The sequence below is a fragment of the Spirosoma soli genome (assembly GCF_042684525.1).
Taxonomy (GTDB): Bacteria; Bacteroidota; Bacteroidia; order Cytophagales; family Spirosomataceae; genus Spirosoma; species Spirosoma soli.
The window spans coordinates 89,332-103,184 of the sequence record NZ_JBHULN010000008.1; the positions used below are offsets into that span (position 1 = coordinate 89,332).

Sequence of the window (13,853 nt, forward strand, 5' to 3'; positions counted from 1 at the left end):
GAAAACCGAATTATTCGGCATATAGACTTAAATGAGAGATGACAGCATCAGGCTGCTCGAACTTGTATTGTATCTTCTGGTTTTCTCGTACCTGACGTAAGCCTTCCAGCAAGATCTTATCATCTTTTTTCAGCCCGGACTTAATAACAAAAATGTGAGGCATTTCCGCAGCTATAGCGACTTCCCTTGACCGAATCTTGTTGTCTTTATCCACGACATACACGTATTTCTTCTCAAGGACTTCGTAGGTGGCTTTCTGCGGAATAATCAAGGCATTTTTGAGCGGTACGGTCATTCGGACATTACCGGTTTCGCCATGTCTTAAGAGACCTTTTGGGTTTGGGAAAGTTGCCCGGAAGGCGATGTTTCCCGTTTCGTTGTTAAAATCAGCTTCAATGGTTTGTACTTCACCCGGATGGTCGAACAGTTCATTATTGGCCATCACCAGGTTTACGTGCTTCATGTTGTCGTCATGATGGGTTTTGAAGTCGAGATATTCGGCTTCCGGCACGTTGAAATACACCCACATTTTGCTGTTGTCCGACAGCGTAGTCAGCAGATCCCCTTCATCGACCAGACTGCCCAGTCGTACCTGGAAGTGATCCATAATGCCACTAAACGGGGCCCGTATCTCCGTGAATTGCAAATGTGTTTTCGCCAGTGAGACTTCGGCGTTGGCCTTGTCGAACTTAGCCTTAGCCAGCGCCAGTTCATTTTTGGAGACGATGTTGCTATCGGCCAGTCGCTTGGTATTTTGGTATTCGATGCCTACGTAGTTAGCTTCCGCCTGCGATTTTTGCAGTTCAGCATTGTAAACCACGGGCATGATCTGGAACATAAGCTGCCCTTTTTTTACATACTGCCCTTCGTCCACAAAAATCTTCTGCAGATAGCCTTTTTCCAAAGCCCTTATTTCAATGTGTTGAATTGAATGAACCTGACACACATAGTCCTTGGTAGCTAATGTGTCTTTCTGTAAAGGGCTAGTAACTAAATACCTGACTTCCTCTTCTTTTTGTTCTTCTGCTTTTGTTGAGCAGCCTACATTGCTTAACAGGGCACATATACCTATAAGAATGTGAAGCCTTTGTATATGAATTTTTAGTAACATGGCTAAGTAATATGGGGTTATTTGATGGTAAATGATACTATTTCGAGGTGGTGTTCTGACCTATGCTTGCCTGATACGGTGGGGCATTGGGAGCCCGTTCGAGTTGACGGATCAGACTGTGTTTCTGTTGACGAACCCGCTTACAGTCTGAAATTTGTGGTTGCCAAACCACATCATCTATCAGCTGCGCTGAGCTGCCTATTGCGTATTCATGAATGCTTCGTTGGTGGCTTTGCTTACAGAGCAGAACCCTATTGGACACCTGTGAAATCAGGCCAACGTCGTAAAGCAAAATCAAAGGAAGAGTTGGGTGTTGCATAGCTTGTGTGTGTTGAGTGACACAAACCAAGCACCACGACATTAAAATGGCATGAGAAGCAAATTATAAAACATTAAAAAGTTCTAAAATTCGCATGATCAGCTCCGTTATAAGCAGTAGTATATTTAAAAAATACCATTTTTTACTCTAAACAATCAATTTGTTGCGTTATTTATAGGTACACGTTTTGTTAGTCCAGGGCAGTAATTTGGAATAGTCTACAGATATGAATGCCTTTACAATAGCTGCCATAACCACTTCAAAGGTTAAAGAGTTGTTTATAGGCCGCATCTACGTTGGCAAGATTATTTGTATAGTCATTCACGTACACCATTAGCCCAAAAGATACTCGTGTCCATCGAAAAGGAAGCATTTACTATTGGGGTAGAAGAAGAATATCAGATCATTGACCCACAAAGTCGGGAGTTGCGGTCGCGTGCGCAATCGATTCTCCCCAAAGCGCGGGCTGCCGTCGGCAAGCAGGTGACGCAGGAGCTTTATTTGTCGCAGATTGAAATTGGTACACCTATCTGTAGTACGGCTTCACAAGTACGTAGCGAACTTCAGCGATTACGTAGCGAAATCATCTCCGCTGCCGAGCGAGAAGGGAGTCGCATTGCTGCAGCCGGTACACACCCGTTTTCGCATTGGGAAAACCAGAAGCTGACGCCCAAAGAGCGGTATAAAGAACTGGAGACGGATTACCAGCAGTTAGCCTGGGAGCAGCTCATCTTCGGCTGCCACGTGCACGTGGGCATTCCGGATCGGGAAATCGCCATTCAGGTCATGAATCGGGCTCGTCCGTGGCTTCCGTCGCTGTTGGCCTTATCGTCAAATTCGCCATTCTGGCTCGGCTCCGACACGGGATACACGAGCTTCCGGACACAAATTTGGGGACGTTGGCCTATGTCCGGTCCCCCGCACGTCTTCACGTCGCGATCAGAATACGACCAGGTTGTTAATGACCTGGTTGCCGTCGGCAGCATCACCGATGCCAGTAAGATTTACTGGGATATTCGCCCTTCTCCGCATTACGAAACGCTGGAGTTCAGGGTCACTGACGTATGCCTGACCGTTGATGAAGCCGTTATGGTTGCCGGTTTGGTGCGTGCGCTGGTCCGGACGTGCGCGCTGGAAGCCGAGCGGTATAAAGAGTTTACGCACGTTCGGACCGAAGTCCTCCGAGCGGCCCAGTGGCAGGCCGCCCGTTTCGGCCTCGACGAAACCCTGATTGATACAGAAATGGGTCAATCGATTCCCGCCACCGACCTAATCAAAAAACTACTGACCTATGTGCGGCCCGCCCTGGAAGAATACGGCGAATGGGAGGAGATCAATTCGATTGTCAAAAAAGTCCTTCGGCAGGGTACCGGCGCGAGCCGCCAACGAAAAGCCTTCACCAAAACCGGCAAACTGGAAGACGTAGTGGATTTTATTACGGATGAAACGGCCAAGGGAGGGTGAGAAAGTCTTACTTTGCGCAGATTATCACCCCAAACGCTATTATTGACAAGCTGATAACCGATGACCAATACATCTCCGACGAGCACGTCAAGCAACAGCGCGAGGAGTTGTACGAGGCCGTGGCGTAAGGGTAGGAGTAAAAACAATTACGTGTATGCAATCCTGCATCCCATCAGCGTCGCTTGACTAATTGGCATATGCTGATTTAGAATCTGTCCGGCACGACGAAGCTGTCTTTGACGGTTTAGCGCCTTTCCAAGAGCGGTTTGAACATTATAAAACATTATAATACGGCCTTGGTTGATAAACGACTGGTTGAGCGATTAGTTAACATTGCGGGTTTTAAAGAAATACATGATTGCTAACCCGGCTGAAGTACAGCATGCTTTACTATTTAGCCAGTTATAGATGCGGCCATTTAGAAGCCGAAGAGTAAACTAAGTCGCCCCCATTGCTGAGTCTTCCCCTGACGAAACTCTCTTGTTCGGAACGACTGTGAATAGGTAAGCTGCAACTGACCGAATGACAGCACTCCGCCATATTCCACATTAACGTAAAACCGTTCGATGTCTTCCGATGGTATAATGTGTACGTTGCGAGAACGACTGGTCCAGCCTCCCTGTAAAAATGAATTATCGAGTACGGCCCGTGCAATCGGCCGTATGAAACCGTATGCCTGAAAGCGCCGGTTGTTAAACGATTCCGGCTTGCGTTTTAAGCGCTTACTCAACCGTTTAAATTCCGTCGAATTGTCCAAGCGTTCTCGCTTAACGGAGTCCATTCGGCTGTACAACTTCGGCTGGGCAACGAGCCGGGTTGCCAGCCGGGAGTCGTACAAACCAGTGGCGTTCTGGAAATAATCGTTGAACTGGCCAATTCGCAACATTACGCCTGTTCCAATGTAGTTTGTGACGGTGCCAATATGACCTTCTACCATGCCAATGAGATCGAAAGCCCGGTGAAACTGCGGAGACAAACGGGCTTCGTAACGAACCGCGTAACTCACCCCAATATCGTTGGCAATCTGATTACCCCAACCGGCTGGGTGTGTAAACCCAAAAATTCGGTGAATGAATGACTGTACTGAGTCAGAGCGGCTGAGCGGTCCCATAATACCAAGTCCAAAACTTGACGTTAGCTTCCGTTTGCCCACCGGGTCGGTTGTAACCAGTGCCGACGACATGTAGAGCCAACCCGCGTAAGGTCTATCATCGCGCAAAATGGCCGTCGTTTCTATGCTGTCTGGCGTGTACATTTCCTGCCCTATACTGAATGAATACAGATAATCATATTTACGCCGGTCGGGTTCCTCCGGAAATTCGAGCAGTAGGAAACGTGTGGGGAGCTTTCCCCAAAAATTACCCATCAGGTCGAGTCGGACGCCATTTGTAAAATCATGATCTCGAATATCGTTTGGGCGCAGTTGCAGAATGTCGTTCTCGAACATAAGCCGGACGTACTTCCGCGAGGTTTCCTTTGGGCCAACGGGGGTCGTATCGTTGCTGACTTGAGCGGATGCCGTGATGGATAGCCCACTAAACAACAGAGCTATCAATAGCCAACGACGATAGATGGAAAGCAATGATATTTTCATAATCGTAAAGCTTCAGAAGCAGCGCAGCTAAATCATAAAGCAAAACTTTTATTCGCTTTAAAATATAACACTGCTAAGCGGAATAGCCAATGAAGCTGTCACCGTAAAGCGACTCGCTTTGGACTCAGGAGGAGCTAACTGGTTGAATACATCGACAAACGTGCCAAGTAACTCGAGGTTGATGGGCTTGCCGTCTTTGCCTGCCAGTGAAAAAATTACACCCAGATTGACGTTATTATAACTGAAGAGTTTATTGATAACAGTTTGCGTAGAAAGATTAAAAGCCATACCATTGAATAAAATGGCATCTCTGGCGATGGCAAACTTGGCTTCAGATAAAGATAAGTAAACGCTTGGCGAGAATGTAAAAGTGCCTATGTTTCTGTACCGATGATCGAGAAAGGTTGTATCGCCAGTTATTTTCTGAATACCCAATGAACGTCCAAAGGACGATATGCTATCGTTTGCAATGTTGGTTTTGTAATCGTTATAAAATCTAATTACATCATCGTTCCGTAACTTGGCGTCCATTGTGAAAAGCATCCCTGTTTTCTGCCAATTGATAAAGTACGCATACTGCGCGCCAATGATAAATGGTCTGTAAGAAATGTTTCTGACTTGCCTGCGATCTTGCTCAATTAATTTGTTATCAATAGCGCTGTAAGGAACCTCACCATTGATAACAAACCATTGTTTGCGCACGGAGTTGATGCGTTTGAGCCCATAAACTTCCTCCTCATCTGCGATTTCGGCAGCGTACTTGTTGACAAGAGATTTCTCAAAATCAGCCTTTCGTTCGTCGAACAAAGTATTATTTATTGGAGTGTTAGGTTTAGGCTCGTAAACCGCACGAAAATCAGATCGTTCCCTCGCTACTTTTCGGCGAATTGCTGAATCTAAAAACGTCCTGGCTGCGCTCATAAAACGAGCGTCATTGTCACTTGGGAAGAATACGCTGCCTTTTTTGAAAAATACTACATTGAATAGTCCTGTTATCCCTCGCTGAAGCCTGTCACTCTGATAAAGCACGGCTTGATTATTACTCAAAGGAATGCGTACGCCCGTATTAATAAGAAATCGAGTCATTTTGGCGGGATCTGCTGGGAATGCAAACGAATTGCTAATTGTAAATCCTTTGGTGTCCACAATGGCAAAGTTTCGATACAGCGCTATGTCGTTCGAACCAGACAAATAATAGGCCACCCGTTTGGCAAACATTCGGTTGAGTGTTGGTTCGGAGAAAAGTGGAAGGCGTAATTTTTTGAAAGAAGTATTGGCTCGATTAGCTACATTAGTTGAATCAGCAAAACGCACTTCTTCATTGGTTGCTCTAAGGGTTGTATCGATATAATCTTCGATGTAATAAGCACCAGATGGACTGCTCTGCGCTTTTGATGTCATCCAAGCTATTAAGAGAAGACAGGTAAGGTATATAGCTCTCATGGTAGTATTTTTGTGAAGGTGCTGAAGTAACTGAGGTGATTACTTATGACCTTGGATGTTAACTGATTCGCTACTCAATCTTGACGTTCTTACATTCACGACCAACGAAAGTAAAGTAGCCGTAGAAGATACCACCTCCAAAGGGGGAGCTACTACCATTTGAATTCCAATAAACGGTATCACCATCTTTTCCTTTAAAAGTTGCAGCTCCCTCTGTGCTACAAGGAGGAGCAGATGAAAATGATTTTTTAATTATTTGAGGTGGACTGTAGAACTTAAGAGGAGATGTATTAGGAAACCATATACCTACCGAAGTTTGCGGTTCCATTAAAACATCTATGTAAATCTTAGAAGTCCAGAAAATTACAGTTCCTTCTACATTCTTTGTCTCTACCAATTTAGACGTAACGGCTTCTCCGCCTGGTCCTTTCACTTTCAAGCTTACTGAGTATGTTTTGTTTCTGTTGTAAGGGTGAATAGGGTTTACTTCGTTTGATGTCTGCTGATCGCCAAAAGACCAACTATACGAAGTAATTTTACCAGTAGTTGTAGTGGCAAAAGTCATATCACCAGTACTGTTTTCCTGAAAGGAGAAATCGACAGTTGGCGTAGGTTCGTGAGGATTTACAGCATCCTCTCTTCCCTGATTACTACAAGCAGTAAATAGAGATGAGCAAAGGAGTACCAGAAACAAAAGGTAATTTTTCATGATTGTGGAAATTTTTGGAATTGTGTGATGATTGAGTTTGTCTGACACAAAGTTGCTATTACCCCCACCCCATCCACTATACCTGATTTCAGGTATTTTTACGCATAATAAGCTCATCTACTTTTGGCAGAAAACCAACTTCAATGCCATGCGCTCTTGCTTTGCTTTCATTGTGGCCCTGACCGTGTTGTTGACTCAACCCGGCCAAAGCCAAGATTGCCGCCCCGACCCAGCAACTCGAACTCGGGTGGTCGATGCTACGCTTGCACCGTACCGGTATCTATGTGCTATTAAGGTTTATCGCAAACGTGGATCGCATCCCGCGACGGCTTTCTTAATTAGCCCCACTGTGCTTGTGACCGCCGGCCATTCCATCTCGAAACGGGGTAGCAAGATTCGTCGAATCGATGTTATGCCTTTTATCAACGGTAGGCCAAGTGATAGCAGTAAAATTGTTTTTGACAGGTCTGAAGTAAGCCTGTTTGTTGATGCGAACTACAAAGGCAAGAGAGGACAGTCTGAGTTTGATTATGGAACTATTAAATTATCAACCGACACGCTCTTCCGGATCATTGGAGGACATTTTATCTGGAAAGACAATTATCAATACCTGAAGGATGGTGAAAGTCTACCAGTTCATCTGGCAGGTTATCCGTGCGATCAGGTTGAGTACGAAATGTACGAGCAGGACGGTCGCATTGACCGCTTACAATCACAATGCATAACATACAACTTCTACACTCGTAAGCGAAACAGCGGCTCGCCCGTTTGGGTCGATGTAAATGGGCAGGCTGTTGTGGTTGGCATTCACAATACAGGTTATGGTAAAAAGTGTAGGCCGGTTCGCCCTCCAAGACATTGTAGCAAAGGGGCGCGAATCAATCAAAAGGTGTATAATAACATAACGTCTTGGATGAACTAACCCACCATTAAATGAAACACCCCCTGCTTCGGTACCTTCTGGTCTGGATAATCAACCTCGCAATAGGACTGCCTACCCTTTATGCCCAATACACCATCAAGCACTTCACCACGAAAGACGGACTCTCGCAGGGGTCGGTGTACTACTTTCTGGAGGACAGCCGGGGGTATATGTGGATGACCAGCCAGAACGGGCTGAACCGGCTGGAAGGCAGTCGCTTCCGCACGTATGCCCACGCGGACAACGACCCCGGCAGCATCGGTAAGGGCGAGGTTCGGGGGCTGGTCGAAGCACCCAACGGCGATTTGTGGGTCGGCACGGAGGTCTGTCTAAGTCGATACGTTCGCCGGACTAACCGGTTTCAGAATTATTATCTGGTTGACGGGCGGGGAAAGCGGCAATTTTCGCAGAATCGTTCCTTTTTTGTGGACGACTCAACCGTCTGGTTCCTTAACAGTCTGCGGGGCGTGTTGTGTTTTAATTTCCGGCGCAACAAGCTATATACTCTCCTACCTAATGTACCCTATGATTTTACGCCTATTTCCCGTGAAGTAGTTATGGACAAGCTAAACGGGCAACTATGGCTCCGGCTACCCAAAGGCTTGTTACGCTACGATTTGAGAACCAAGCAACAGTATTATTACCTGACCAGCCGTACAGACGACCGCATTGGGAAGGAGCGGGTTCTTTACGCGCTTTGCGAAGGTCCCGGTGGGTCGGTTTGGATTAGCACAAACAAAGGCGTTGGATACCTCAAGGCGCAGGAGTACCGAGAATACAACATTGGCATCAACACGGAAGACGATGTCGTGTATACGCTTACCCCTGGTCCCGACAGCCTAATCTGGATCGGTACGTCGCGCAGCGGCATTCTGGTTATGGACCCCAAGACTGGCCAGATCAAACAGCAGTTTCGTCGGTCGCCGTTGCAGGCTAATTCATTAGCGGATAACCATATCAGCGAATTGTTTGTGGACCGTAAAGGTTGGATTTGGGTCAACTTAGATCCTAAAGGGGTCGATTTACTCTATCCGATTTCGCTCAAGCCCATGTTCACCGAAGACAGCCCGCTTGACTCTACTGACTTTAACGGTTACAGTGTCCGGGGCATTGCCCAGGACAAAGAAGGTTATTTGTGGGCCGGAACAGTTATCGATGGCGTTCGTCGAATCAATTTGGCTACGGGGCAGATGAAGCGTTACTCAACCAAGGAAGGGCTAACGAGCTACTGGGTTGGCAGTATCATGTGCAGTTCGTCCGGGCAGGTATTTATAGGTACTAATGGAGGTTTGGCTAGCTGGAATCCCAGCCGACAGCGGTTTACTACCCAGAAGATTCCAAACAGGGCCGACCCGGTTAAAGCGAACGTTATTCGCAACATCTACGAACTCACGCCCAGCGTATACCTACTGGCTACCAGCGCGGGTATGTACACGATACACCACGGGCAAAGGTTACGCTACCTCTACGACTCCACCTCCACCTACTCCGGGGCTCTGTATCATGACCGGGAAAACGGACTCCTCTTTGTAGGTCGGCGCGACCGCGACCTGCAATGTTTCTCGGTGCGTGGCACGTCGATTCGGCATCTTTACAACACACTTCCCGGTTACAGCCCTACCAGCTTTCACAAACAGGGCGAATGGCTCTGGATTGGCACCGACAACGGGTTGGTCAAATACCACATCCAAAAGCGCCAGGTCATCCGGCGCTTCACCAGGCAAGATGGCCTGCCTGATAACTCGGTGTTTAGTCTGCTGCCCGACGCGGATGGGGATTTGTGGATTAGCACCAATCATGGTTTAGCCATCTTTGACCGGAAGGAGCGGTTTACGGTTCTGCCCGAAATGGCTGATATAGAGTTTATGAGCTATGCCGCCTATCAGACCGACGCCGACCACCTGTTTTTTGGTACCACAACTAGCCTTTATCAAGTACACCCGAGCCGCATCAAGCATATGAAACCACCCATCGTGCGGCTGGTTCAGCTAAGCGTCAATGATCAACCGGCAAACGAGCTTCCCAAAACGATTGACGAATCTGATACCCTTCGCTTAGCCTATAACCAAAACAATATATCGATTCAGGTGGCGGCTTTGGATTACCTGAGTAGTATCCCACCCCATTATCAATACCGGTTGCTGGGGCAAAGCAATCAATGGATTAATAGCGAGGCTAACCCGCAGATTCGCTATACAAACCTTTCGCCGGGCTGGTACGGGCTTCAGGTGAAAGCACTGGCATCGAATGGTCTTTGGACACCGGCTAAAACGCTGAGCATTTACGTAGATCAGCCTTTCTGGCAGCGGTGGTGGTTTCAACTGCTGATAGCAATAGGAGTATTAGGCTTGGGTTATTGGCTAGTTAAGGTTTATCTCCACCGAAAGCAGCAGGTGCAACGCCGTCTGACGAGTCAGTTGATGGCAGCCCAGGAATCCGAACGTCATCGTATTGCGCAGGATCTTCACGATGACGTAGGCAATACGCTGGCAGCTGCCAAAGGCATTCTTGGTCGGGTCGTTTCTCAAAAGAAGTCGCCCGACGTAATGAAAGCGCAGTCCTTGATCGAGAAGGCCGGGCAGGACCTGCGCACAATTAGCCATAATCTTATGCCCGTTGAATTTGAAACCTACGCTTTATCCTATGTTGTCCGGCAGGCGGTTGAGAAAGCAGGGGAAGCTTCAGGTATTCAGTTTGACTTCTTAAGCGTTGGCCAAGAAGAACATATTTCGCCCGAGCGGTCGTTGGTTATTTATCGAATCATTAACGAGTTGCTCAATAACATATTGAAACATTCGGGAGCCCAAACCGCATCTATACAGATGCTGTATCAGCCCGAGAGCTTTGTGCTTACCGTGGAAGACGATGGGCACGGCTTTAATAAGCAAAATAACTCGCAGAAAGGCAGAGGAATTGGCCTGAAAAACATAAATTCACGGGCAAACTACCTGAGTGCCCGGCTAGAGATATCATCCAATGAAAGCGGCACCAGTATCATTCTGGAAGTGCCTTATGATTGAAGCGAATACTGATCCACGCACGAAAGTTTTAATAGTTGACGATCATCGTATGTTTAACGATGGACTAAAGGCCATGTTAATCAACGAGCCAACCATTGAGGTGGTTGGGCAGGTTTATCAGAGCAAAGATGCCCCTCATGCCTTACTTCGTCTTTCACCGGATATGTTGTTGATGGATTTTAACATGCCGGGCATCAATGGACTGGAGATGACGCGGCAATTACTAAGCAGCTTTCCACAACTAAAAGTCTTAATTCTAAGCAGTTATGCCGAACAACGGTATGTTGACGATTTTCAGAAAGCTGGCGCTAAAGGCTACCTGTTAAAAACGACCGATGTGGGCGAGCTAATTATTGCTATTAAAGCAATTATGGCCGGAAAGACGTACTTTGATCAAAAATTTGTAAGAGAAGTCGATATTGAACCGCAAATCAATGACGACTTCCTCAAGAAAATCAAGTTGACGGCTCGTGAGCTGGAGGTTATTAACTACGTTCGGCAGGGTTTAACGAACCAGCAGATTGCCGATGCTATGCATGTAAGCTTCTACACCGTTGAAACCCACCGGAAGAATATCTATTTCAAACTGGGTGTGAAAAGCACGGCTGAACTACTTCGGTTCATGGATGAAAACAAGTAAAATGCTTTTAACCCATCACCTACTCACATCATCAGCAATTCATACAGGGCTAAACCCTCCGTGGTTAACAGCCCCCGCATAAAATGATGCTTCATTTGTGTTTTGTAGCGCTCATCGGGCACCTCCCACTGGCTTTGCTCGGCCCAGAGCCAGGCAATGATTAGCTCGTCCAGGTCGGTCCGGTAAAGCCCTTGGGCGACACCCTGACGCAAATTGGTCACCAAAATAACGTTGAGATAGCGCGCCCTAAACTCTTCGAAAAAGTGCCATACGGTCGGGTAATGACGCTCTATATCGCGGAAAAGATTAGGATTTATCGTTCGGCGGTAGCGGACCAGCCGGTCCCAGATTTGTAAGGCTCCTGCAACCGGATTAGGGGCTTGTTCATGAATTGAGCTGGCTTCTGCTAACGTCTCGTTCAACTGCTCTTCCAGCATCAGGCGAACGAGTTCTTCCTTATCCGTAAAGTACTGATAAACCGTCTTTTTAGATATACCCAGTTGCTGGGCAATGTCATCCAGTCTGACCGTTTTTACGCCATATTGGCTGAACAGATGCCGGGCTTCTTTTATGATTCTTTCTTTCACCAGCAACGACCGATTGAACGAAGTAAGCTATCACCTATGCACGAAACGAGCGCAATGGATATAAAAGACTCATATACTCGTTTTGTTTAACGGAGAAGAGTAACGGCAGTCCAAAAGCGGCTTGTGTTCTCTTTAAACTGATTCGCTATGACTATCCTTGAGGTTACAGAAAATGACGCTGACGATTGGCTGCAACTAGCCCTGGAGTTATGGCCCGATTACAGCCTTGATGAAATGAATTTAGTAACTGATGGTATTGCCCAATCGCCCAGGGAGACGGCTTTCATCGTCCGGGATGAGCAGGGAACCGCAATTGGCTTCATGAATCTTTCCCTGCGACATGACTACGTACCAGGCGCTACCCAGCAACCAGTGGCCTACGTCGAAGGTCTTTACGTACGTGAACCCTACCAAAAACAGGGCATTGGCCGACAACTGATTCACCGAGCCGAGCAGTGGGCACGGGACCAAGGATGCAGCGAATTAGCGTCTGATGTTCTGATCGACAACGCCCCCAGTGCAGCATTCCACAGTAAAGCTGGTTTTGAAGAGGTGGAGCGAACCATTTTCTTCATTAAGAACGTGACTTAGCCGAAGCACGAATTAGTCAGGCAGCACAAACAAAACGAGCACACAGACAAAAATCCATGGCTCGTTTTGTTTTAATCAAGCGTGTTAATCCCTATTTATTTCTGCTGATACTTCTCCTTGTACGTGTTATACAGTCGCTTGTGGCGGTCGTCTAGGTTCACCTTGCGTCCCTGGATGAATACGTGCTCAACAACGTTCGTGCGCATGTCCAGCGCATCACCCGCCGACACAAACAAGGTAGCCTGTTTGCCCTTTTCAAGCGTACCGACTACGTTATCGATACCCAAAATTTTAGCCGTATTCGACGTCACCATCTTCAAGGCTTCTTCACGGTCAGTAACGCCAAAACCAACGGCGGTCCCGGCCAGGAAGGGCAGGTTACGGGTCCGCCACCACTCGTCGGCATAGCTCAACCCCACCAACACACCAGCTTTTTGAAGGATACCTGGCATCCGGTACGGTAAATCGACGTCTTCGTCTTCCCGGTTGGGCAGTCGATGCAGGGCGCTTAAAATAACCGGTACGTTGTTGTCTTTCAGGAATGTAACAACGCGATTAGCCTCTTCTCCACCGACAATTACCACTTTGGGCACGCCCACCGACTTGGCAAAGGTCACGGCTTCGATGATATCTTTACCATAATCAGCCCGGATATACAGGTTTTGCTTTCCCGAAAAAAGTCCACGCATGGCCTCCAGCTTAAGATTCATGGGGGTATGACTGGGCTCAGCAGCATACGCTCTGGCGTCGGCAAAAGTGGCTTTCAACGCAGCGATAGCTTCATTACGCTTTTCGTTCTTTTTAACGACAACCGTAAAGTCGGCCAGATCAAACTCCCGGCCGAAGTAAGCGGGCCAGTTGAGCCAGATGCCATCGTCTTTTTTCAGCACGGCATCTTCCCAGTTCCAGCCATCGGCCATCATCACGCTCGAACTGCCCGACACCGTACCGCCCTGCGGCATGGCCTGCGTCAGCAGAACGCCGTTGTTCCGGATCGTAGGAATAATTTCTGAGTCTGTATTGTAGGCAATCAACGCCCGGACGTTCGGGTTGAGAATACCTACCTCCTGCTTATCGACGGTGGACCGGACGGCTCCAATCTCCTGCAAGCCAACCGTCGATGCGGGCGAGATGATCCCGGGGTAGATGTGCTTACCAGCTACGTTTATTACGTCCAGGTTATCCATAGCGAGCCGGACAACGGTCGCATCAGCAACGTTGGTGATGATACCATTTTCAAAAATGATCACCCCGTTCGGAATCACCTGACCATTGCCAATGTGAATGGTGCCATTCAACAAGGCCGTTGCTTTTGTTTGCGGCTTGGCCGGGGCTGGATTCTGGCCGTAGCTCATAAGCGACGCCAGCGTGAGTATAGAAATAAGTAGTCGTTTCATATCAATAGTGGTCATTGGTTCTCATTAATAGCCATTGGTTGTTCTTGCGATAAATG

At 47.5% G+C, this 13,853-nt stretch carries 13 protein-coding genes; 6 read left to right on the plus strand and 7 right to left on the minus strand.

The features are described from left to right. Positions 1 to 10: 10 nt before the first annotated feature. Positions 11 to 1,111: an efflux RND transporter periplasmic adaptor subunit gene (locus ACFSUS_RS14435; RefSeq protein WP_381523707.1), complete on the minus strand. Its 1,101-nt coding sequence runs from the start codon at positions 1,109 to 1,111 to the stop codon at positions 11 to 13. 37 nt (positions 1,112 to 1,148) lie between these two features. Then, positions 1,149 to 1,430 carry a hypothetical protein gene (locus ACFSUS_RS14440; protein WP_381523709.1) on the minus strand — a complete coding sequence of 94 codons (282 nt, stop codon included), beginning with the start codon at positions 1,428 to 1,430 and terminating at the stop codon, positions 1,149 to 1,151. A 351-nt stretch (positions 1,431 to 1,781) separates the two neighbouring features. Between ACFSUS_RS14440 and ACFSUS_RS14445 the strand changes: the two genes are divergently transcribed. Further along, the gene (locus ACFSUS_RS14445) at positions 1,782 to 2,894 is read left to right on the plus strand and encodes a carboxylate-amine ligase (protein WP_381523711.1); all 1,113 of its coding nucleotides are present in this window, start codon (positions 1,782 to 1,784) and stop codon (positions 2,892 to 2,894) included. Next, positions 2,891 to 3,022 carry a hypothetical protein gene (locus tag ACFSUS_RS14450; RefSeq protein WP_381523713.1) on the plus strand — a complete coding sequence of 44 codons (132 nt, stop codon included), beginning with the start codon at positions 2,891 to 2,893 and terminating at the stop codon, positions 3,020 to 3,022. The genes ACFSUS_RS14445 and ACFSUS_RS14450 overlap by 4 nt, the downstream gene beginning before the upstream one ends. Before the next feature lie 290 nt (positions 3,023 to 3,312). Here ACFSUS_RS14450 and ACFSUS_RS14455 read toward each other — a convergent pair whose 3' ends face one another. The 3 genes from ACFSUS_RS14455 to ACFSUS_RS14465 form a co-directional block, all read right to left on the minus strand. Continuing rightward, positions 3,313 to 4,488: a lipid A deacylase LpxR family protein gene (locus ACFSUS_RS14455; protein ID WP_381523715.1), complete on the minus strand. Its 1,176-nt coding sequence runs from the start codon at positions 4,486 to 4,488 to the stop codon at positions 3,313 to 3,315. A 57-nt stretch (positions 4,489 to 4,545) separates the two neighbouring features. Then, positions 4,546 to 5,931: a hypothetical protein gene (locus tag ACFSUS_RS14460; protein WP_381523716.1), complete on the minus strand. Its 1,386-nt coding sequence runs from the start codon at positions 5,929 to 5,931 to the stop codon at positions 4,546 to 4,548. Positions 5,932 to 6,001: 70 nt separating this feature from the next. Further along, entirely contained in the window at positions 6,002 to 6,640 is a 639-nt protein-coding gene (locus tag ACFSUS_RS14465) for a PKD domain-containing protein (RefSeq protein ID WP_381523718.1), read from the minus strand. 148 nt (positions 6,641 to 6,788) lie between these two features. Between ACFSUS_RS14465 and ACFSUS_RS14470 the strand changes: the two genes are divergently transcribed. From ACFSUS_RS14470 to ACFSUS_RS14480, 3 genes are read left to right on the plus strand one after another with little or no spacing between them, the layout of a single operon-like run. Then, positions 6,789 to 7,562 (plus strand): trypsin-like serine peptidase, encoded by a 774-nt coding sequence (locus tag ACFSUS_RS14470; RefSeq protein WP_381523720.1) that lies wholly within the window; start codon positions 6,789 to 6,791, stop codon positions 7,560 to 7,562. 11 nt (positions 7,563 to 7,573) lie between these two features. Next, positions 7,574 to 10,582 carry a ligand-binding sensor domain-containing protein gene (locus tag ACFSUS_RS14475; RefSeq protein WP_381523722.1) on the plus strand — a complete coding sequence of 1,003 codons (3,009 nt, stop codon included), beginning with the start codon at positions 7,574 to 7,576 and terminating at the stop codon, positions 10,580 to 10,582. Beyond that, the gene (locus ACFSUS_RS14480; RefSeq protein ID WP_381523724.1) at positions 10,575 to 11,222 is read left to right on the plus strand and encodes a response regulator; all 648 of its coding nucleotides are present in this window, start codon (positions 10,575 to 10,577) and stop codon (positions 11,220 to 11,222) included. The genes ACFSUS_RS14475 and ACFSUS_RS14480 overlap by 8 nt, the downstream gene beginning before the upstream one ends. A gap of 23 nt (positions 11,223 to 11,245) precedes the next feature. Here ACFSUS_RS14480 and ACFSUS_RS14485 read toward each other — a convergent pair whose 3' ends face one another. Then, positions 11,246 to 11,809, minus strand: coding sequence for a TetR/AcrR family transcriptional regulator (locus tag ACFSUS_RS14485; protein ID WP_381523726.1), 564 nt, complete (start codon positions 11,807 to 11,809; stop codon positions 11,246 to 11,248). Between the two features lie 147 nt (positions 11,810 to 11,956). On the opposite strand from ACFSUS_RS14485, the gene aac(6') reads away from it, so the two are divergent. Next, positions 11,957 to 12,400 (plus strand): aminoglycoside 6'-N-acetyltransferase, encoded by a 444-nt coding sequence (gene aac(6') / locus ACFSUS_RS14490; RefSeq protein ID WP_381523729.1) that lies wholly within the window; start codon positions 11,957 to 11,959, stop codon positions 12,398 to 12,400. Between the two features lie 95 nt (positions 12,401 to 12,495). Here the strand turns inward: aac(6') and ACFSUS_RS14495 are convergent, their stop codons facing one another. Continuing rightward, entirely contained in the window at positions 12,496 to 13,797 is a 1,302-nt protein-coding gene (locus ACFSUS_RS14495) for an amidohydrolase family protein (RefSeq protein WP_381523731.1), read from the minus strand. Positions 13,798 to 13,853 lie beyond the last annotated feature (56 nt).

Bases quoted from the DNA above. Each gene is read 5' to 3' on its own strand.
- ACFSUS_RS14435 (WP_381523707.1), bottom strand. From the start codon at position 1,111: ATGTTACTAAAAATTCATATACAAAGGCTTCACATTCTTATAGGTATA.
- ACFSUS_RS14440 (WP_381523709.1), bottom strand. From the start codon at position 1,430: ATGCAACACCCAACTCTTCCTTTGATTTTGCTTTACGACGTTGGCCTG.
- ACFSUS_RS14455 (WP_381523715.1), bottom strand. From the start codon at position 4,488: ATGAAAATATCATTGCTTTCCATCTATCGTCGTTGGCTATTGATAGCT.
- ACFSUS_RS14460 (WP_381523716.1), bottom strand. From the start codon at position 5,931: ATGAGAGCTATATACCTTACCTGTCTTCTCTTAATAGCTTGGATGACA.
- ACFSUS_RS14465 (WP_381523718.1), bottom strand. From the start codon at position 6,640: ATGAAAAATTACCTTTTGTTTCTGGTACTCCTTTGCTCATCTCTATTT.
- ACFSUS_RS14470 (WP_381523720.1), top strand. From the start codon at position 6,789: ATGCGCTCTTGCTTTGCTTTCATTGTGGCCCTGACCGTGTTGTTGACT.
- ACFSUS_RS14475 (WP_381523722.1), top strand. From the start codon at position 7,574: ATGAAACACCCCCTGCTTCGGTACCTTCTGGTCTGGATAATCAACCTC.
- ACFSUS_RS14480 (WP_381523724.1), top strand. From the start codon at position 10,575: ATGATTGAAGCGAATACTGATCCACGCACGAAAGTTTTAATAGTTGAC.
- ACFSUS_RS14495 (WP_381523731.1), bottom strand. From the start codon at position 13,797: ATGAAACGACTACTTATTTCTATACTCACGCTGGCGTCGCTTATGAGC.